The 20384-nt window shown below is 65.0% G+C and carries 21 protein-coding genes; 15 read left to right on the top strand and 6 right to left on the bottom strand.

Translation table 11 applies throughout. The features are described from left to right. Positions 1–94 precede the first annotated feature (94 nt). From ahaH to NLF94_RS02790, 12 genes are all read left to right on the top strand, one after another. Entirely contained in the window at positions 95–427 is a 333-nt protein-coding gene (ahaH, locus tag NLF94_RS02845; protein WP_254839946.1) for an ATP synthase archaeal subunit H, read from the top strand. Beyond that, positions 414–2657, top strand: a complete 2244-nt coding sequence (locus NLF94_RS02840; RefSeq protein ID WP_254839945.1) for a V-type ATP synthase subunit I — start codon at positions 414–416, stop codon at positions 2655–2657. The genes ahaH and NLF94_RS02840 overlap by 14 nt, the downstream gene beginning before the upstream one ends. Positions 2658–2825: 168 nt before the next feature. Beyond that, positions 2826–3077 carry a hypothetical protein gene (locus NLF94_RS02835; protein WP_254839944.1) on the top strand — a complete coding sequence of 84 codons (252 nt, stop codon included), beginning with the start codon at positions 2826–2828 and terminating at the stop codon, positions 3075–3077. A 22-nt stretch (positions 3078–3099) separates the two neighbouring features. Continuing rightward, complete coding sequence (locus tag NLF94_RS02830; protein ID WP_254839943.1) at positions 3100–3681, top strand: V-type ATP synthase subunit E; 582 nt, start codon at positions 3100–3102, stop codon at positions 3679–3681. After that, positions 3678–4739, top strand: a complete 1062-nt coding sequence (locus NLF94_RS02825) for a V-type ATP synthase subunit C (protein ID WP_254839942.1) — start codon at positions 3678–3680, stop codon at positions 4737–4739. The genes NLF94_RS02830 and NLF94_RS02825 overlap by 4 nt, the downstream gene beginning before the upstream one ends. After that, complete coding sequence (locus NLF94_RS02820; RefSeq protein ID WP_254839941.1) at positions 4736–5056, top strand: V-type ATP synthase subunit F; 321 nt, start codon at positions 4736–4738, stop codon at positions 5054–5056. The genes NLF94_RS02825 and NLF94_RS02820 overlap by 4 nt, the downstream gene beginning before the upstream one ends. 2 nt (positions 5057–5058) lie before the next feature. Continuing rightward, on the top strand, positions 5059–6816 hold the full coding sequence (locus NLF94_RS02815; RefSeq protein ID WP_254839940.1) for an ATP synthase subunit A: 1758 nt from the start codon (positions 5059–5061) through the stop codon (positions 6814–6816). A 2-nt stretch (positions 6817–6818) separates the two neighbouring features. After that, on the top strand, positions 6819–8237 hold the full coding sequence (locus NLF94_RS02810) for an ATP synthase subunit B (protein ID WP_254839939.1): 1419 nt from the start codon (positions 6819–6821) through the stop codon (positions 8235–8237). A gap of 52 nt (positions 8238–8289) precedes the next feature. Continuing rightward, positions 8290–8814, top strand: a complete 525-nt coding sequence (locus NLF94_RS02805) for a DUF835 domain-containing protein (RefSeq protein ID WP_254839938.1) — start codon at positions 8290–8292, stop codon at positions 8812–8814. A gap of 29 nt (positions 8815–8843) precedes the next feature. Next, entirely contained in the window at positions 8844–9542 is a 699-nt protein-coding gene (locus tag NLF94_RS02800; protein ID WP_254839937.1) for a V-type ATP synthase subunit D, read from the top strand. Positions 9543–9764: 222 nt separating this feature from the next. Further along, complete coding sequence (locus tag NLF94_RS02795) at positions 9765–11192, top strand: WS/DGAT/MGAT family O-acyltransferase (RefSeq protein ID WP_254839936.1); 1428 nt, start codon at positions 9765–9767, stop codon at positions 11190–11192. A 39-nt stretch (positions 11193–11231) separates the two neighbouring features. Continuing rightward, positions 11232–11621, top strand: coding sequence for a DUF6276 family protein (locus NLF94_RS02790; RefSeq protein ID WP_254839935.1), 390 nt, complete (start codon positions 11232–11234; stop codon positions 11619–11621). Between the two features lie 498 nt (positions 11622–12119). Here NLF94_RS02790 and NLF94_RS02785 read toward each other — a convergent pair whose 3' ends face one another. Beyond that, positions 12120–12266, bottom strand: coding sequence for a hypothetical protein (locus NLF94_RS02785; protein WP_254839934.1), 147 nt, complete (start codon positions 12264–12266; stop codon positions 12120–12122). A 219-nt stretch (positions 12267–12485) separates the two neighbouring features. On the opposite strand from NLF94_RS02785, the gene NLF94_RS02780 reads away from it, so the two are divergent. Next, the gene (locus tag NLF94_RS02780; protein ID WP_254839933.1) at positions 12486–13568 is read left to right on the top strand and encodes a hypothetical protein; all 1083 of its coding nucleotides are present in this window, start codon (positions 12486–12488) and stop codon (positions 13566–13568) included. A gap of 1 nt (position 13569) precedes the next feature. Here the strand turns inward: NLF94_RS02780 and NLF94_RS02775 are convergent, their stop codons facing one another. Together NLF94_RS02775 and prf1 are read right to left on the bottom strand one after the other, a co-directional pair. Continuing rightward, positions 13570–14211 carry a hypothetical protein gene (locus tag NLF94_RS02775; RefSeq protein WP_254839932.1) on the bottom strand — a complete coding sequence of 214 codons (642 nt, stop codon included), beginning with the start codon at positions 14209–14211 and terminating at the stop codon, positions 13570–13572. A gap of 164 nt (positions 14212–14375) precedes the next feature. Continuing rightward, positions 14376–15617, bottom strand: coding sequence for a peptide chain release factor aRF-1 (gene prf1 / locus NLF94_RS02770; protein WP_254839931.1), 1242 nt, complete (start codon positions 15615–15617; stop codon positions 14376–14378). A 127-nt stretch (positions 15618–15744) separates the two neighbouring features. Here prf1 and NLF94_RS02765 point away from each other — a divergent pair, with 127 nt between their 5' ends. Then, on the top strand, positions 15745–15885 hold the full coding sequence (locus NLF94_RS02765) for a hypothetical protein (protein ID WP_254839930.1): 141 nt from the start codon (positions 15745–15747) through the stop codon (positions 15883–15885). A gap of 353 nt (positions 15886–16238) precedes the next feature. On the opposite strand, the gene argS is transcribed toward NLF94_RS02765, so the two are convergent. From argS to NLF94_RS02750, 3 genes are all read right to left on the bottom strand, one after another. Further along, entirely contained in the window at positions 16239–17981 is a 1743-nt protein-coding gene (gene argS / locus NLF94_RS02760; RefSeq protein ID WP_254839929.1) for an arginine--tRNA ligase, read from the bottom strand. A 58-nt stretch (positions 17982–18039) separates the two neighbouring features. Then, on the bottom strand, positions 18040–18543 hold the full coding sequence (locus NLF94_RS02755; RefSeq protein WP_254839928.1) for an HTH domain-containing protein: 504 nt from the start codon (positions 18541–18543) through the stop codon (positions 18040–18042). 207 nt (positions 18544–18750) lie between these two features. Next, positions 18751–19215 carry an HTH domain-containing protein gene (locus NLF94_RS02750; RefSeq protein ID WP_254839927.1) on the bottom strand — a complete coding sequence of 155 codons (465 nt, stop codon included), beginning with the start codon at positions 19213–19215 and terminating at the stop codon, positions 18751–18753. A 198-nt stretch (positions 19216–19413) separates the two neighbouring features. Here NLF94_RS02750 and twy1 point away from each other — a divergent pair, with 198 nt between their 5' ends. Further along, positions 19414–20376: a 4-demethylwyosine synthase TYW1 gene (gene twy1, locus NLF94_RS02745; protein ID WP_254839926.1), complete on the top strand. Its 963-nt coding sequence runs from the start codon at positions 19414–19416 to the stop codon at positions 20374–20376. The last annotated feature ends 8 nt before the right edge of the window (positions 20377–20384 follow it).

Raw genomic sequence — 20384 nt, 5'->3', positions numbered from 1 at the left:
AGGGGGCGTCCGGCCAGGGGTCGTCCCGAGCGCCCGTCGGTCGGGTTTCGCAACTACCAAATAGGCCCTTTCCGAAGTTTCAGGTGATATAACCATGGCCAGGCCAGAGGTTCTCGACCGAATCAAGGAGGCCGAACGCGAGGCCGACGAGATCGTGGCCGACGCGGAGGAGGCCCGCGAAGAGCGGATCGCGGCGGCCCGCGAGGAGGCCGAGGAGATCCGCGAGCAGGCCCGCGAGGAAGCCAGCGAGCACAAGGAGGAACGACTCGCCGAGGCCCGCGAGGAGATCGAGGCCGAACGCGAGGAGATTCTCGAGCAGGGTCACGAGGAGCGGGAGGCCCTCGAGGCCCGCGCCGACGACCAGCGCGACGAGGCGGCCGAGTACGTAGTGGAGCTGTTCACGGAGGCGGTGGATGCTCAGACCTAAGCGGATGAGCCGGGTCTCGGTGACGGGATCCAAGCGCGTGATGGACGAGACCGTCGAGACCATTCACGACCTGAACCTGCTGCACGTCACCGATTACGACGACGCCTGGGAGGGCTTCTCCGTCGGCGACCCCGTCGAGGGCGCCGACGAGGCCTCCGAGAAACTCGTCACCGTCCGGGCGCTGAAGAGTACCCTCGAGGTGTCCGACGAGGACGCGGGCCGCGTCCGCATCCTCGAGGACGACGAACTCGACGAGGAACTCGAGCGGACCCGGACGAGGGTCAACGAACTCGACGACCGTCGCTCGAATCTGGAGGACGAACTGCGCGACATCGACGAGAAGATCGAGACGGCCCGCCCGTTCGCGGAACTGGGCATCGACCTCGACCTGCTCTCCGGCTACGAAACGCTTTCGACCGCCGTCGGCGAGGGCGACGCCGAGGAGCTCCGGCGTGCGCTCGTCGACGCCGAGGATGTCGACGCCTTCGACGTCTTCTCCGAAGACGAGTACGTCGCCCTCTTCGTCTCGCCGGCCGTCGACATCGAGGACGCCCTGGTCGGGACGCCGTTCACGGAGTACGACATTCCCGACCTCGGAGACGGCGGGGAGGCGACGAGTCCCGGAGCCTACATCGACGACCTCCAGAGCCGACGAACCGAGGTCGAATCGAAGCTCGAGACCGTCGAGAACGAACTCGAGGACCTGAAACACGAGGTCGCGGACTTCCTGCTCGCCGCCGAGGAGAAACTCGCCGTCGGGGTCCAGAAGAGCGAGGCACCGCTGAACTTCGCGACGACCGACAACGCTTTCGTCTCCGAGGGGTGGATTCCCAGCGAGCGGTTCACCGACCTCGCGGAGGCGCTGCAGTCGTCGGTCGGCGACCACGTCGAGGTCGAGGAACTGGAACGGGCCGACTACCGCGACAGTTCCTTCGTCGACCACGGCGAGACCGACCACGACGACGACACCCAGGAGCCGGGCGTCGGCGAGCCGGTCGCAACCGACGGCGCCGGCGACGACGAGGTCCGGGCCGACGGCGGCCACGCCACCGGCGACCGCGCGATGAGCGACAGCGAGCCGCCGACAGAGCAGGACAACCCCTCGGGCGTCCGGCCCTTCGAACTGCTGACCCAGGCGGTCGGCAAGCCGAAGTACACGGAACTGGACCCGACGTTCGTCCTCTTCCTGACGTTCCCGCTCATGTTCGGCTTCATGATCGGGGACATCGGCTACGGACTCATCTACACGGCCATCGGCTACTACATGATCCGGAACTTCGACTCGGAGACCTTCCAGAACTTCGGGAAGGTCGCCGCAGCGGCCGGCATCTCGACGTTCGTCTTCGGCATCCTCTACGGTGAGGTGTTCGGTCTCCACCTCGACACGCTCCCCGCCATCAGTTCGGTGTACACGGCGCCCTTCATCAAGAAGGGCCTCCAGCCGGCGAAGTCGTTCTACGCCGAGGCCTGGTTCGTCCTCACCGCCCTGTTCGGCGTCTTCCACCTGAACCTCGCGTGGACCTTCGAGTTCATCGAGGAGTACACGTTCCACGGGCTCCGGGCCGCTATCGAGGAGGTCGGCGCCTGGCTGCTGACGCTGAACGGCCTGTGGCTGTTCATCTTCAGCACCGTCGGCGCCCCCGAGCCGTACGGAAGCGGCGGCCCCAAGCCGGACCTGCTGTTCACGGTCTTCAACAGCGGCGAGGGAGCGGCCTTCGAACTCGGCTTCGCCGGCTTCCCACCGGTCGTCGGGTTCGTCGGCATCGGGCTGGCCGTCCTGGGGCTGGTGCTTCTCGCCATCGGCCCGACGCACGAACTCGTCGAGGCCCACCAGGTGCTCGCTCACGTCCTCTCGTACCTCCGCATCGCCGCGGTGCTGCTCGCCAAGGCGGGGATGGCCTTCGCGGTCAACCTCCTGTTCTTCGGCGCCTACGAGCACGACGGCGAGTTCCACTTCCTGCTCACCCACGGGCCGGAGTACGCCCGGACCGAGTACGGCGCCGAGGCCGTGATGTTCCCCGGGCTGCTCCACGGCGGTGCCGGCGCGCTCCTGGGTGGCGTGCTCGTGCTGCTCGTCGGTCACCTCGTGGTACTGTTGCTCGGCATCACCTCGGCGGGCATCCAGAGCGTCCGACTGGAGTACTTCGAGTTCTTCTCGAAGTTCTACGAGGACGGCGGCGAGGACTACTCGCCGTTCGGCTACGACCGGACGTTCACGGCCGAGGAATAGGCTCACCAACTATCATCGAAATCGGACAGGTCGCGGGTTCTCGGGCGGACAGCGGTCGCTCCGTATCCCCCGTAATCGAGGGTCTCGGTAGTCGTATTTGGGAAGCTTTATAGCTCCGAAGGGAGCAAATCGAACTGTCCGAAACGCAGTAATCGGGACCTACAAACTATGCTCGAAGCAACCGAACTCGCCAACGTGGTACTGCAGAACGGTGGACCGGCACTGTCGGAGAACGGGGCGGCGGCCATCGCGGTCGGCCTCGGCGCTCTCGGTACCGGCTACGCCCAGCGCGGCATCGGGTCGGCCGCGGTCGGCGCCGTCGCCGAGGACGACGACATGTTCGTCCCCGGTCTCATCTTCACGGCGCTGCCCGAGACGCTGATCATCATCGCGTTCGTCACCATCTTCCTGGTCGGGTAACCCCCGCCGTTCTTTCACCACTATGAGCCTTGATACGGTCGTAGAGGACATCCGAGACGAAGCCCGCGCGCGTGCGGAGGAGATTCGCACGGACGGCGAGCGCCGCGCCGAGGAGATCATCGAGGACGCCGAGCGCGACGCCGAGGAGATTCACGAGGAGGCCGAACGCGAGGTCGAACGGGAGATCTCCCAGGAGCGCGAGCAGAAGCTCTCCAGTGCGAAGCTCGAGGCCAAACAGGAGCGCCTCGAGGCACGCCGCGAGGTGCTCGAGGATGTCCGCGACGACGTGGAAGCTCGCATCGCCGACATCGACGGCGACGAGCGCGAACAGCTGACCCGGGCGTTGCTCGAGGCCGCAGCCGAGGAGTTCGACGACCAGGAGACGGTCCGCGTCCACGGCCGCGCCGACGACGCCGAGTTGCTCGAAACCGTGGTCGACGACTTCGGGGGCTTCTCCGTCGGCGACCCCGTCGACTGTCTCGGCGGCGTCGTCGTCGAGTCCGACGAGTCGCGGGTCCGGGTGAACAACACGTTCGACTCCGTCCTCGACGACGTCTGGGAGGAGAACCTGCGCGAGATCAGCGCGCGTCTCTTCGAAGAATGAGCGTCAGAACCGAAGGGAGTTCGAACTACGAATACGTCACGGCGCGAGTCCGCTCGCGGAAGGCGAAGCTCTTCGACGCCGACGACTACCGGAAGCTGGTCCGAATGGGCCCCAGCGAGATCGCCCGGTTCATGGAGGAGACGGAGTACGAGACGGAGATGAACGCCCTGGGTGCGCGGCACTCGGGCGTCGACCTCGTCGAGTACGCCCTGAACCGGAACCTCGCCAAGCACTTCGACGACCTGTTGTCGTGGGCGGAGGGGCCGCTGTACGGCTACATCGCCAACTACCTCCGGAAGTTCGACGCCTGGAACGTCAAGACGGTCATTCGGGGCGTCTACACCGACGCCGACTCCGCGGATGTCGAGGACGACCTCATCCGGACGGGCGAGTTCTCCGACGACTTCCTCGACCGGCTGGTGGAGTCGACTCGCATCGAAGAGGTCGTCGAGAGCCTCTCGAACACCATCTTCGGCGACCCCCTCGCCGAGGCCATGCCCGACTTCGAGAGCGAGGGCGTCCTCGTCCCGCTGGAGAACGCCGTCGACCGCGCCTTCTACGCGCACCTGCTGGACGACACCGGAATCCCCGAGCCGGACTCGCCGCGGGCGCTGTACCGCGAGTTCCTCGAGGCCGAAATCGACTTCCGGAACGTCCGGAACGCGCTCCGGCTGGCCCGAAGCGGCGCCGACATCGACCCCGCCGAGTACTTCATCGAGGGCGGGCAGCTGTTCGGCCCCGACGAGCTCCGACAGCTCGCGACGAACGTCGACGAACTGGTCGAGCGCATCCGGGAGAGTCCCTACGGGGACGACCTCTCGACGGCGCTGGACGAACTGGCCGACGCCGAGTCGCTCATCGGGTTCGAGCACGCCCTGGACGCGGCGCTGCTGCAGTACTCCGGGAAGCTGTCGAACCGCTATCCGCTGTCGATATGTCCGGTGCTGTCGTACGTGCTCGCAAAGGAGCGCGAGGTCGAGAACGTCCGGGCGGTCGCCCGCGGTCGCGAGGCAGGGCTGTCCGTCGAGGAAATCGAGGAGGAACTGGTGATAGAATGAGCCAGGAAATCGCCGTCGTCGGCAGTCCGGACTTCACGACCGGCTTCCGGCTGGCGGGCGTCCGCCGGTTCGAGAACGTGCCGGACGCCGAGAAGGAAGAACGCCTCGACGACGCCGTCGAAGCCGTGCTCGACGACGCCGAGGTCGGCATCGTCGTGATGCACGACGAGGACGTCGAGCGACTCTCCCGTACAGTTCGACAGCGCGTCGAAACGAGCGTCGAACCGGTCGTCGTCACGCTGGGCGGCGGCACCGGTTCGGGCAACCTGCGCGAGCAGATCAAACGCGCCATCGGCATCGACCTGATGGAAGATTAATCATGAGTCAAGCAACCGACACCGAAACCACGAGCGAGGGCGTCATCGAGAGCGTCAGCGGTCCGGTCGTGACCGCCGTCGACCTCGACGCCCGCATGAACGACGTCGTCTACGTCGGCGACGAGGGGCTGATGGGCGAGGTCATCGAAATCGAGGGCAACATCACCACCATCCAGGTCTACGAGGAGACCTCCGACGTCGCCCCCGGCGAACCGGTCGCAAACACCGGCGAGCCGCTGACCGTCGACCTCGGCCCCGGCATGATGGACAGTATCTACGACGGCGTCCAGCGCCCGCTGGACGTCCTCGAAGAGCAGATGGGAGCCTTCCTCGACCGCGGCGTCGACGCGCCGGGCATCGACCTCGAGAAGACCTGGGAGTTCGAACCCGAGGTCTCCGAGGGCGAGGAGGTCTCGTCGGGCGACGTCGTCGGTACCGTCCCCGAGACCGAGAGCATCGACCACAAAGTGCTGGTGCCGCCGGACTACGAGGGCGGCGAGGTCACTTCGGTCGAGTCCGGGGACTTCACCGTCGACGAGACGGTCGTCGAACTGTCGAGCGGCGAGGAGATTCGGATGCGCCAGGAGTGGCCCGTCCGGGAGCCCCGCCCGACCGTCGAGAAGGAGACGCCGACGACGCCGCTCGTCAGCGGCCAGCGCGTGCTGGACGGCCTCTTCCCCATCGCCAAGGGCGGCACCGCGGCGATTCCGGGGCCGTTCGGCTCCGGGAAGACGGTCACCCAGCACCAGCTCGCCAAGTGGGCCGACGCCGACATCGTCGTCTACGTCGGCTGCGGCGAGCGCGGCAACGAGATGACCGAGGTCATCGAGGACTTCCCGGAACTGGAGGACCCCAAGACCGGCAAGCCGCTGATGAGTCGGACGTGTCTCATCGCCAACACCTCGAACATGCCGGTCGCGGCCCGCGAATCCTGCGTGTACACCGGCATCACCATCGCCGAGTACTACCGCGACATGGGCTACGACGTCGCGCTGATGGCCGACTCCACCTCGCGGTGGGCCGAGGCCATGCGCGAGATCTCCTCGCGGCTCGAGGAGATGCCCGGCGAGGAGGGCTACCCGGCCTACCTCGCGGCACGACTCAGCGAGTTCTACGAGCGTGCCGGCAAGTTCCAGAACATCAACGGCACGGAGGGCTCCATCTCGGTCATCGGCGCGGTGTCGCCGCCCGGCGGTGACTTCTCGGAGCCGGTCACCCAGAACACGCTCCGCATCGTGAAGTGCTTCTGGGCGCTGGACGCCGACCTCGCCGAGCGCCGGCACTTCCCCTCGATCAACTGGAACGAGTCCTACTCGCTGTACACCGAACAGCTGGACCCCTGGTGGCGCGAGAACGTCGACGAGGAGTTCCCCGAGGTGCGGCAGTGGGCCGTCGACGTCCTCGACGAGGAGACGGAACTGCAGGAGATCGTCCAGCTCGTCGGCAAGGACGCGCTGCCCGAAGACCAGCAGCTGACCCTGGAGGTCGCCCGGTACATCCGCGAGGGGTGGCTCCAGCAGAACGCGTTCCACGACGTCGACACCTACTGTGAACCGGAGAAGACCCACCTGATGCTGACGGCCATCCAGCACTTCAACGACCAGGCCTTCGAGGCGCTGGAGGCCGGCGTCCCCGTCGAGGAGATCATCGACATCGACGCCGTCTCGCGGCTCAACCGGATGAACACCCAGGACGACTACGAGGCCTACATCGAGGAGCTGAAGGACGACATCACCGAGCAGCTCCGGGAGATGTACTAACCATGCAGAAGGAATACAAGACCATCACGGAGATAAGCGGTCCGCTGGTGTTCGCCGAGATCGACGAACCGGTCGGCTACGACGAAATCGTCGAGATCGAGACGCCGAACGGCGACGTCCGCCGTGGCCAGGTCCTGGAGACGACCTCCGAGTACGTCGCCATCCAGGTCTTCGAGGGAACCTCGGGCATCGACCGCAACTCGTCGGTCCGGTTCCTCGGCGAGACGCTGCAGATGCCGCTGACCGAGGAACTGCTCGGTCGCGTGCTGTCGGGGTCGGGCGAACCCATCGACGGCGGTCCCGAGATCGAACCCGACGAGGAACGCGAGATCGTCGGTGCGGCCATCAACCCGACGGCCCGCGAGTACCCCGAGGAGTTCATCCAGACGGGCGTGTCGGCCATCGACGGGATGAACACGCTCATCCGCGGCCAGAAGCTCCCCATCTTCTCGGGGTCGGGGCTGCCGCACAACGAACTCGCACTCCAGATCGCACGCCAGGCGACGGTGCCCGAAGAAGCGGAATCGGGCGGCGACGACGAGGGCTCGGAGTTCGCCGTCATCTTCGGCGCGATGGGCATCACGGCCGAGGAGGCCAACGAGTTCATGGACGACTTCGAGCGCACGGGCGCCCTCGAGCGGTCGGTCGTCTTCATGAACCTCGCGGACGACCCCGCAGTCGAGCGGACGGTCACCCCGCGACTGGCCCTGACGACGGCGGAGTACCTCGCCTTCGACAAGGGGTACCACGTCCTGGTCATCCTGACGGACATGACCAACTACTGCGAGGCGCTCCGTGAGATCGGCGCCGCCCGCGAGGAGGTCCCGGGTCGCCGTGGCTATCCGGGATACATGTACACCGACCTGGCGACGCTGTACGAGCGTGCCGGGCGTATCGAGGGCCGGGAGGGGTCGGTCACGCAGATTCCCATCCTGACGATGCCGGGCGACGACGACACCCACCCCATCCCGGACCTGACCGGCTACATCACGGAGGGGCAGATCTACATCGATCGGGACCTCAACAGCCAGGGCATCGAACCGCCGGTCAACGTGCTGCCGAGCCTCTCACGGCTGATGGACGACGGCATCGGCGAGGGGTACACCCGCGAGGACCACGCCGACGTCTCCGACCAGCTGTACGCGGCCTACGCGGAGGGCGAGGACCTGCGGGACCTCGTGAACATCGTCGGTCGGGAGGCACTCAGCGAGCGTGACAACAAGTACCTCGACTTCGCGGACGCCTTCGAGGAGGAGTTCGTCCAGCAGGGCTACGACACCGACCGCGACGTCGGCGAGACGCTGGACATCGGCTGGGACCTGCTCAGCGAACTCCCCAAGGAGGAGCTGAACCGCATCGACGAGGAGCTCATCGAGGAGTACTACGTCGACGACGAGCAGGTCGCCGAGGCGGCCGACTGAGCCGGCCGAAACAGTCAACGCCTTCTTGATTGTTCGACCGAACTGTACCATCATGTGGGGGACCGACGAGCCGGGACTGCCCGAATCCGCGAGGACGGTTCTGGTTCTCGCACCGACGATGGCCGGCGCGGACGCGTGTGCTGCGCTCTCGGGGCGGGGCGACCGCGTCCTGTTCGTCGGCTACGGGGGGCTCACGGAGGCCGACCTCCGCGAACGGTTCGAGGAGCGACTCGCGGAGGCGCCGCCGATCCGCTCGCTCGGCGTCGGCGAGGGGGTCGAGCCGGGCGATCTGACCGGCCAGGGCATCACCATCGAGGAGGCGCTGTCGCCGGGGACGGCGGTGTGTTTCGACTCCGTCGGCGCGCTGTTGCAGTACGTCGACCGCGAGCAGGTCTTCCAGTTCGTCCACAGCCTCGCCGAGCGGTGTGCGGAGTCGTCGGCGTCGATGCACTTCCACCTCGATCCGGCGGCGGTCGACGAGCGGACGGTTTCGGCGCTGTCGACGCTGATGGACGCCGTCGTCCGCGTCGAGGACGACGAGGTTCGGGTCCGTCCGGAGCTAACTGGAAAAGATTAACCCCGTTCGGCCGAAACCCGACCACAAGGATGAGCAAGGACGTCAAGCCGACGCGGAAGAACCTCATGGCCATCGAGGACCGCATCGAGCTCTCCGAGCGGGGCCACGACACGCTCGAGAAGAAGCGGGACGGCCTCATCATGGAGTTCATGGACATCCTCGACCAGGCCCAGGACGTCCGGTCGGACCTCGACGACGACTACGAGCGGGCCCAGCGCTCCATCAACATGGCGCGGGCCATGGAGGGCGACGTGGCGGTCCGGGGCGCCGCCGCCGCGCTGAAGGAACACCCCGAGATAACGACCCAGTCGAAGAACATCATGGGCGTGGTCGTCCCGCAGATCGAGTCGACGAAGGTCAAAAAGAGCCTCGACCAGCGGGGCTACGGGCTCGTGGGCACCTCCGCCCGCATCGACGAGGCCGCCGACGCCTACGAGGAACTGCTGGAGACGATCATCCTCGCCGCCGAGGTCGAGACGGCGATGAAGAAGATGCTCGAGGAGATAGAGAAGACCAAGCGCCGGGTCAACGCCCTGGAGTTCAAACTGCTGCCCGAACTGCGGGACGCCCAGGAGTACATCGAGCAGAAACTCGAAGAGCAGGAGCGCGAGGAGATATTCCGCATGAAGAAGATCAAGGCGAAGAAGGAACGGGAGGAGGACGAAGCGCGGGCCGTCGAGACGGCGGAGACGAGCGAAGACGCCGAGCGGCTCTCGGCCGACGACTGATACGGACTGCCGTACGTCGTTTCCGGCGTGACCGACCCCCGGTCACACCGGGGAGCAGTTACAGCGGACCGTATGGACCCGCTATTTTCCGGCAGTAGTTTCATCACCCGTCTGTTCGAACGGAAACCAAATGGTACGGGCTGGCTCGCACGTCGACGGCGTCCCGCCGGGCGAACGAACCGGCGCGGTCGAGCGACGTCTCCGGCCGTCGGGGGTGCGCTGGTGACCGACCGCGACCCGGTCTCCGGGACCGACAACGCCTGGCGGCGAATCGGCTCGATAGACAACCTGACGACCATCACCGGGGTCCTGTGGTTCGACGAGGCCATCAGCTACGAGGAACTGTGCGAGCGCCTCGAGGCGAGGCTGCTCCGGTTCGACCGGTTCGAACAGCGGGTCGCCGGCCACAACCGGCTCCTCGGTCGGCCCTACTGGGAGACGGTCGAGGACTTCGACATCGAGACCCACGTCCAGCACGTCGCGCTGCCGGAGCCGCAGGACAACGGGACGTTCCAGCGGTTCGTCAGCCGACTGATGAGCCAGCCGCTGGAGGAGAGCCGGCCGCTGTGGGAGGCGTACCTCATCGACGGCGCCGGGTCGGGCGACGGCAACGCGGTCGCGTTCCGCATCAACCACAGCATCGGCGACGGGTTCGCGCTGATGTACGTCATGTTCGGGCTGGTTGACGACCCGGACGAAATCGAGATGCCGATGGGCATCGTCCCGGACCCGCCGAGCGTCGACGAGTTCGACGACGCGGCGGCCACCGACGGCGCGGGGACGGCGGTCGAGGCGACGGAGACGACCCCGGCCGAACGCGAGACCGACACCGACCGGGGCGGCGGGGACGACACCGGGCTGTCGCTGGGCGGTGGCGGCGTCCTCGATACCGTCTCGCTCGCGGGGACGGCGCTGAAGACGGGCGTGAACCTCCTGACCCAGGACGACGAGATAGAGACGTCGCTCCGGGGCGAACTCGGGACCGCAAAGCGGGCCGGCTGGACCGACGAGATCGACCTCGCGACGGTGAAGGCCATCGGCCGGGCGAACGACGCGACGGTCAACGACGTACTGATGGGGGCGCTCGCGGGCGCCTTCCGTCGACTGCTCTCCGAGCGCGGCGAACCCGTCGACGGGCGCGAACTCCGGGTGACGGTGCCGGTCAACCTCAAGCCGATGGAGAAGCGGGACGCCTCGCTGGGCAACTACTTCGGGCTGGCCTTCGTCCCGCTGCCCATCGGGACGCCCGACCTCGAGGAGCGCATCCGTATCATCCACGACCGGATGAGCGCCGAGAGGGCCGGCGTCGAGGCGTTTTTGATGTATCTGACGCTGACGTTCGGGGGGCGCTCGCCGGAGCCCGTCCTGGACTGGCTGATGGCGCAGTTCGAGGACCGCGCGACGGGCGTGGTGACGAACGTGCCGGGACCGACCGACACCGTCGAGTTCGCGGGCCGGGAGGTCACGGACGTGATGTTCTGGGTGCCGCAGGCCAACGACCAGGGACTCGGCATCAGCATCTTCAGCTACGACGGCGGCGTCCGGCTGGGCATCGCGGCCGACGCGAACCTCCTGCCCGACACCGACGAACTGGCCGACGCCTTCCGGACGGAAATCGAGGCGCTGGCCGACGAGGCCGACGCCGGCTGAGACCGACCGCTCTTTTGCCCGCGGGTTCGTAGGCCGGACATGGACTGTCCCAGTTGCGGCGCGTCGATGGTGGCCTTCGACGTACCGCTGGAGTACCGCGAGTACGTCCCCGAGTCGTCGGCACAGGCGGCGCTGTGTCCGGCCTGTCTCACGCTGACGGCGGCGACGACGACGCCCGAGGAACCGCGGTTCGACCGCATCAGCGACGCCTTCCCGACGGGGGAGGCGGCCGTCCCGATGGCCATCGCCGTCGGACTGTTGGACTCGCTGGCGCTTCACCGGGCGGCCCTGGAGGAGCTGCTCGTGGCTGCCGAGCGGGGCGGCGTCGACCCGCTGCTCGTGCTGGACCGGCTGCACGCCCAGGGCGGCGTCCAGCCCGATTTCGACCTCGACCGGCGGCGCCACCAGCTCGAACAGCTCCTCGAGTAAGTGTCAGCCGAGGGTGGCATGAATCCCGTCCGGGAATGCGTTCATCTACGTTTCGTTGCCCGTCCCGTAAGCAGGCGTGTGCGAATGAACCGATAGCGTGGAGGATACGCGCTGGGGTGACATTAGCGGCGGACCCCAATCATCATCGGAGTCCGACACCGATGATGCGGCTGTTCGAGTGCGATTTCGTGTTGGGGAGATAGTTGGTGAGTTTGTAGCCGCCGGTGTCACCGTCGGTTCAGGTGTCTCGGTTGGCGTCACCGGCTGTACGTCTCCTTTCGGTGGGATTCCCTCGTTACAGACACGATACGAGGTGCCGTCCCATACAAGATTCCCGTTGTAAGCTTCCGTGTACACTAGATATTCAATCATCGTCCCTCCACACGGCGATTCCTCGGCAGTCAGCACCATCATGGCGGAAATGCCACGGCCTGAAGGCCGTGGTAGCTTACTGGCTGACGTTCCCGAGCCGGAATAATAACGTTCCGGGCGCCGTCCTCAGTCCAGTTCCTCGACCAGCTCGGCGCCGAGCCCGGTGTAGTCAGCCGGCGTGAGGGCGTGCAGTTCGGCCCGTACCGACTCGTCGACGTCGAGGTCGCCGTCGAACTCGACTAAAAGGGTCTCGACTCGGGACAGCCGTAGCACTAGTTCAAATGCTCCCAAACGAAACGGCAGTTAGCGCTGAGCAGTGTCCTGGACAAACATATAAATTTAACTCAATAACTATTAAATACTTACGTTTTGTTTACGGTCCATGGAACGGAAACCGAGTTCCATAAACCGAAAAAAGCCAATAAATTAACCCGGCGTCGGGTGGTAAAGCTAGCTGCTGCAGCTGGCTTTCCGACTACGACAGCCTTAGCGATGACGCCGGAAGACGTGAAGGCGAGTGACTCAGACCAAGTTACAATATCGTTTGACGTCAGCGGCCGCCACAAAGTCCAAGTAGACGCTGCGTTTTACGATCACGCTCAAAAGGCAAAACGGGTCCGAGATAAAATCTCCTCGAAACATTTCGGGAGGGAAGCAATATCGGGTATCGGAATCGCAAACGATGGCGAACACCATGTGTTGGTAACTTTAGATGCAAACAGTCCCGAGAAGGACGAGCGGAGAGGCGAATTGCCAGAACGACAAAACGACGTTCGGATTAAAATAGAAGAACGCAGTGGAAACCCCTCCCCGAGACACAGTGGTACCGGGTGTAGTAGCCACAGCGGCACCTGTAATGATCAAACGACCGGGAATTCATCAGTACCTGGTGGTGTAAAAGCGGGGCCGTTTCTATCAGAAGAGTGCACGCTTGGATCTAGGACGATAGCTGGCAGCTGCAAGCCATTCGATACTGGGTGGTCCTTACCGGTCCACTGTTTAACTGCCTGTCACGACGTTTCAGGGGAGCCCGGCAGTTGTACGAATACGCGGGTTTGTTCGCCCGACGTAGAAGAGGATATCTTCCACAATAGTGTTTCCATCGGCACAAGTGTATGCTATGATGAAGCACTTGATTTCACACATATAGAACAAGACGCAACATCCAGTCCAGAATCCGAGATCGTTTTACCCTCGGACCATTCGGACAAGGTCCATATCACGGACACTGTTTCTGATTCTGGACTTGACACAGTAATGTCAGATAATTTGAATTTAACCTTTCGCGGAATAAATAGCTGCGAAGTTGCTGGGGGTAACGTTGACCTCCGGGATGTAGATAAAAAAGTTGCGAATTATTGTAGGGATTCTACAAAATTACAAGTCGCGTGTATTTGGGATAACAACCATGAGACAAATGGTGATAGCGGAGCAGTAATGTGGGTCTCCAGCGGGGGGAATAATTATGCAATCGGTTGTATTTCTGTAGGAGCTTGCGCAGCTGGTGGAAGGGTCTTCGGTCCCCAAGGTCATTCCATTCAAGACCGGAATAACATCTGGTGGACTGACCTATAATCTAATCACAATCCCTGCGAGTTGCTGTCGTATTCCAGTTGTATTCTCCGTTAGAGTGGCTGAATAAGGTATGGTAGCGGCCGTTACAGTCGAAGAAGACCTCTTGATTGTCGAGTGACCGGCCGAACTCGTATTTGAAATCGTAGAGATTGAGGGCGTAGTGTGACTTTTCGTGGAAATCAAATTTCAACGAACCATCAGTTGGTACCCGATAAATCTGATGGACCAGAACAGTGTTCGTTTCCAGATCGGCGATCTGTACTTCGAACGTGGCCGCTTCCTCCGGTTGTCGAAAAATATACACCGCATTTCCTTTCTGTCGCCCCGGATTCTCCACATTCTCCCGACTCCCAATATCTACAGTTTTGTACGCCTCAGGAGGATTGATAACGAAGGGCTCACCCGATTCAGGCGTTTCGAATTTTAACGTCGCTGTGTTGGTCATCGTCCGGGCAGGCGTCGGTTCGGGGGATGCCGTCGGCTCTGGTGACTCCGTCCCTTGCGGAGTGTTCGTCTTGGTCGGGGACGACTGCGTTCCCGTTGGGGTGGGCGATGGGGATGAACGTTGCGAGCCACCAGTAAAACAGCCCGAAACGCCGGTCAGCCCGCCCGCAAGGCCAAGTAATAGCTGCCGTCGATTCATACAAAACAGTATACAGCGAATTGATAAATGGTTTTCCACTCTGTAATTATTGATACCGCTCGGGCGGGTAGAAAACGACCTGTATCAATCACGACGATCACTGGTATGGAGACGAACAGCACCCGATGACTCGCGTCCAGCCCACAAAGGGTATCAGATAGTCGTTAGACGCCCGTCGAGTACCGCAAGATGCCGGCGATGCCGCCGAAGGCGGTGAGCAACTGTTCGCCCTTCTCGAAGTCCGTCGAGATGAACTTCACCTCGGAGCCGCGCTCGTCGGCCAGCTCCATCAGGTGGTCGATGGCGTCCTCGCGTTCGACGACCTCTGCCTCGCCGCCGCCGTCGCAGGTGTGGTCGGGGGTGTCGGCGCGGCTGTCGACGAGTTCGAACTCCTCGCGGCCGTCGCAGTCGTAGGTGACGACGTCCTTCCGGAGGTCCTCGCTGATGAGCAGGCGGTCGACGGCGCCCATCTGGAGGTTCTGTCGGGTGGCGTCGAAGCCGTAGGTGGCCTTCCCGCCGTCGTGGAGCTGTTCGAAGAACTCCTCCATCTGGGACTTGTCCTTCATCACCTCCGTCTCGGCCAGGACGTCCTGTGCGGCGTCGACGAGGTCGTAGAGGCCGGACTCGTCGGTGTAGGAGACGTCGAACTTCCCCAGCACCATGTCCTGCAGTTCGTGGTGGAGGTAGTCGCCGTCGAGGAACTCGTCCTTGGTCGGCGAGGGGCCGCCGACGAGGATGCCGTCCATCTCGTGACGCTTCGGGACGAAGAGGTCGTCGGCCATGCCGGCGACCTCCTGGTAGAAGTTGTCGATGGCCTCCAGGCGAAGGCGGGCGAACCGCTGGGCGGACTGGCCGCCCTTCCGCTGTTTCCCCGGCACGAGCGAGGAGGCCGACTTGACGGGCTCGACGCGTTTGCCCTTCAGCCACCCGACGTTGGCCTCCCGTCGGTCCAGCACGACGAGGCCGTACAGCCCCTTGTCGCCCATCATCTCCGCCAGCGGCTCGGTCAGGAAGTGCGAGTCGCAGTGATAGCGGAACGACTGGACCGGCTCGGGCGGCGACTCCAGCACCTCGGTGACCATCTCGGTCTGGCCGCCGCCGGAGTCGACGGCGCCCGAGAAGATGACCATCCCGTTCTCCGGTGGGTGGACGTCGTAGTACTTCAGGCGGTCCTTGATGCTGGTCAGGGCGTCCTGGACGGCGGTGCGGGTCTGCTTGGACTTGATGTTCGAGGCCTCGCTGTGCTCCTGGGTGACGTGGGCGACCACGTCGCTTATCAGCCGGTCTTCGGGGATGTAGATGGAGACGAGCTGGGTGCCCGAACCCGAGTACTCGTCGAGTTCCTCGAGCACCTTCGTGAACTCGTATTTCTGCCTGTCGGACGGCTCCCCATCGTCGTCGCTCATTGGAGAGGGTTTGACGCCCGTGCGGTAAAACTCCGTCCTTTGGTCGGCGCGAGAAAGCGGCATCCGTCCTTTGCGTGGCGTGGGAAAAACGAAAGGAGTTTTCGGCGTCTCGCCCCTACCTTCGCACATGGCAACCACGGAATCGGACGAGAGCTCGGTCAAGCTGTCCTGGATACTGATCTTCCTGCTTCTGTCGCTGGGGCTCGGCGCCGCGGCGGTGCTCGCCGTCGGCGGCACTATCCTGCCGACCGTCGCACCGGCGGTCTGACCGCGTCCGCCGCCCGCGACGCCGCCCGACTTTCGAGTCCCGAAACCGAACGTCGATTTTTGCCCCCGTAGCCGCAATCGCGTCCATGAACACGGACGCGCTGTTCGTCTTCTACGTCTTCTTCCTCGGCGTGGCGCTGGTCTTCGGCTCCACCGCCACCCTCGCGTTCGTCTGAGCCCGATGCTATACTGATAGGCCGCACTCTTCGGGTACCGATACGACTAGCAGGAGGGCTGGTGGTGGCGGCGTCCGTCCACTCGTCCACGATGAAAGACACACTGGTCGTCCTGTTCGTGTTCTGGCTGTTCGCGGCGATGGTGGCGGGGTCGACGTTTCCGTTTCTCATCGGGTAGCTACATCGACCGGGGGGCCTCGACACCGAGGATGTCGAGGGCGTTGGCCATCGCGTGTCTGGCGGCGGCGACGAGAGCCAGCCGCGCGGCGGTGGTCTCGGGGTCGTCGGCCCCGAGGACCGGACACTCCCGGTAGAAGGCGTTGAACCGGTCGCCGAGTTCGCGCGTGTAGGTCGCCACCCGGTGGGGTTCGAGGTCGTCGGCGGCGTCCTCGACGACGCCGGACAGCCGTGCCACCGTCCGCAGCAGGTCCCGTTCGGCGTCGGTCGTCAGAAGCGAGGAGTCGACCACCGGCTCCGTGTCGCCCGCCTCGGACATGATCCCACAGCAGCGCGCGTGGACGTACTGGACGTAGGGCGCCGACTGCGCCTCGAAGTCCAGCGCCCGATCCCACTCGAAGGTGATGCCCTTGGTCGGCTGCTTTGCGACGATGTCGTAGCGGACGGCGCCGACGCCGACCTGTCGGGCGATGCGGTCGACGTCCTCGGCGGACAGGTCGTCGTCGCGGAGCCGGTCGTCGAGGCGGATCTCGACTTCTTCGCGTGCGCGCGAGACGGCCTCGTCGAGCAGGTCGTCCAGCTGGACGCCCGTCCCCGCCCGGGTCGACATCTTCCCCTCCGGGAGGTTGACGTACGAGTAGATGACGTTCTCCAGACGGTCGGTGTCGTTGCCGAGCATCTCCAGTGCCGCCCCGAGCTGGTTGGCCTGGAGCTTGTGGTCCTCGCCGAGCACCGTCACGGCGCGGTCGTAGTTGTCGAACTTCCACTCGTGGTGGGCCAGATCCCGGGTGGTGTACAGCGAGGTGCCGTCGGCCCGCAGGAAGACGAGGTTCTTCTCGATGTCCTCGAAGGTGAGTTGCCAGGCGTCGTCCTCGTAGACCGACCGCTCGTGGTCCTTCAGGCGGGCAATCACGTCGTCGGTCGAGCCGTCGCGCATGAACCGCGTCTCCTTGACGAACTCGTCGAACTCGGCGGGCAGGCGGCCGAGACACTCCTTCATCCCGCCGAGGACGGTGTCGACGACCTCGCCGACGCGCTCGTAGACGGCCTCGTCGCCCGCCTCCAGCCCCTGGAGGATGGCCTGAATCTCGGCTTCGGCGGCCTCGACCTCGGCGGGGTCGGCGTTCTCGAGGTACTCGTTGCCCTTCCGGTAGTAGCGGACCATCCGGTACTCCGCGCGGTCCCGGGCCGGTTCCGGGAGGTCGGCCTCGTCGAAGGTCTCGTAGGCCCACGTAAAGACGGCGATCTGCCGGCCGGCGTCGTTGACGTAGTAGTGGCGGTCGACGTCGTAGCCGGCGAAATCGAGCAGGTTGGCGACGGCGTCGCCGATGATCGGGTTGCGCGCCCGGCCGACGTGGACGGGCCCGGTCGGGTTCGCGGAGGTGTGCTCGACGACGACGGAGACGTCACGGTCGGGCAGTCGCCCGTAGTCGTCGTCCAGTCCAGCCGCCAGGGTCTCCCGGAAGTACGACTCGTCGGGGAAGAAGTTCAGGTAGGGACCGGTCGGTTCGACGCGGTCGAGGTACGCGTGGGCGTCGGCGTCGATGTCGCCGGCCAGATCGGCGGCCACCTGCGGCGGCGGCGCCTCGAGTTCGCCGGCCAGTCGGAATGCGACGCTGGAGGCCAGCACGGCGTCGACATCCTCGGGCGGCTCTTCGATGCCGAGGTCGTCGGTCGGCAGCCCCCGGGCGTCGAGGGTGGCCCGGAGCGCGTCGGCGACCGACTCGCGGAACTGCAGGAACATACATCCCCTTCGTCGGGGCGGTCAAAAGGGCCTTCCGAAACGCGCGGCGCGGGGGCGGCTACGCGGTCCCGACGTTCTCGATGCGGTCGCCGGAACAGAGCGCCCGGAGACAGTCCTCGATGCTGTGGTGGTCGCCGTCGCTCCAGCGGGGGTACAGTCCCGTCAACGCCCCGTCGTCCCGGTAGACGACGCAGATGGCGGGCAACTCGAGGACGCGGTCGTCGCCGCCGGTCCCGGGGCGCGCCTCGAAGAAGGGGTTCAGCGCCTCGTCACCGACCGACTCGACGAACTCGTCGTACAGCGCGACCGCACCGGCCTCGACGTCGGTGTCCGGCGGCGTCCGGGCCCGCTCGGGCCAGCCGACGACCTCGGTGTCGGCGACGACGCCGGAACTCTCCAGCCGTTCGACCGTCTCGCGGACCCGGGACTGTCGGTCCCGGACGACCGACGAGACCCCGGTCCTGAGGTACGCCGTCACCGTTCCCTCGAGCCGTTCCCTGTCGGCCACCTTCACCACGATGGGGTCCTCCTCGGAGCCCCGCGCGTCGAGCCCTCGTAGCATGTTATGAAGACACACGACCAAATACAAAAGCGTTCTGTGGAAATAATACAAGATATATTATCGTATTGACCACGTTCGTCCGTTAGATTTCGGTATTCGGGTTCGAACGGATATTCCTTTCCGAACGTGGGGTTTCGCGGTGAGCGCGCCGCTGGCGGCACGGTGAGCGGCGGAGAAGCGGGGCGTGGACGCGGCCGTGGGTCGCGGTCAGTTCGTGACGTTCTCGACGCGGTCGCCGGAGCAGAGCGCGCGGACGCAGTCGCCGACGGTCTGGTCGGTGCCGTCCTTGCGGCGCGGGTAGAGACCGGTCAACTCGCCGTCCCGGCGGATGGCGATGCAGACGGCGGGCACCTCGATTGCGTTCCCGCCAGCCTTCTCCTCGAAGAACGGTTCGACGGCGTCGGGACCGACGGCCTCGGCGAACTCCTCGAAGCGGTCGCCGGCACGTACGTCGGCCCAGGACTCGACGGAAACCGACCCGAGGACGCCGGCGTTCTCGAGACGCTCTATCTCCTCCTCGACGACCGCCTGGCGCTCGCGTTCGGCACCCGAGACCGACTCCCGGAGGTAGACGGTCACGTCGCCGTCCAGTTCGGTCCGGCCAGCGACCTTGATGATGGTCGGTACGTCCTCGTCGCCGTTGACACCCGGCACGTCCAGCCCTCTGAGCATGTGCGAACCTTCTCGAGACGACCTAAAAGGATTCCGTAGAAAGGATACAAATTGTTTTAGGATGGTCCGTGTGAACCGGGGTCAAGGTTGTGATTCGGTAGGCGAACGTACCGATAACACTGTGAACGTCCCACACTGTTCGGCACCGGCCGGCGGTCGAACCGCGCTCTTTAGGGCCTCGCCGAACAACGTCGGGGTATGCCCAAGCAGGTCAGCGACCCGGACTACCACAGCGAGAACCACACCGCCGCCCAGACCTGCGGGTGGACGGCCAACGCCCTCCGGGGGGAGGGCCGCTGTTACAAGAACACCTTCTACGGCATCCAGTCGCACCGCTGCATCCAGATGACGCCGGTCGTCAAGTGCAACGAGCGGTGCGTCTTCTGCTGGCGGGACCACGCGGGCCACGCCTACGAACTCGACGGCGTCGAGTGGGACGACCCCGAGGCCGTCGTCGACGCCTCCATCGACCTCCAGCGGAAGCTACTCTCCGGCTTCGGCGGCAACGACGACGTGCCCCGGGAGGCCTTCGAGGAGGCCATGGAGCCGCGCCACGTCGCCATCTCGCTGGACGGCGAGCCCACGCTGTACCCCTACCTGCCGGAACTCATCGAGGCGTTCCACGACCGGGACATCACGACCTTCCTCGTCTCCAACGGCACCCGTCCGGAGGTGCTCGCCGAGTGTGACCCGACCCAGCTGTACGTCAGCGTCGACGCGCCCGACCGCAAGACGTTCGGCGAGGTGGTCAAGGCCGTCGAGGACGACGCCTGGGACCGTCTCGTGGAGACGCTGGACGTGCTGGCCGGCAAGGAGGAGACCCGGACGGTGCTGCGGACGACGCTACTGGCCGGCTACAACATGACCCACCCCGAGTGGTACGCCGCGATGTTCGACCGCGCCGACGCCGACTTCGTCGAGATGAAGGCGTTCATGCACGTCGGTAACTCCCGGGACAGGCTGGATCGGGAGGTCATGCCGGACCACGCCGACGTCGTCGAGTTCACCGAGGCCGTCGGCGAGTACCTGCCGACCCACCCCGTCGTCCGGGACGTCCCCGAGTCGCGGGTCGCACTGCTGGCCCGCGAGGAAGACACCTGGGTACCGAAACTGAAGGGCGGTAGCGACTTCTGGGACGCCGACCCCTACGCGGAGTCCTGACGACCGCC

This window comes from Natronomonas marina, assembly GCF_024298905.1.
GTDB classification, from domain to species: domain Archaea; phylum Halobacteriota; class Halobacteria; order Halobacteriales; family Haloarculaceae; genus Natronomonas; species Natronomonas marina.
This window is presented reverse-complemented; position numbering and strand designations above follow the sequence as displayed.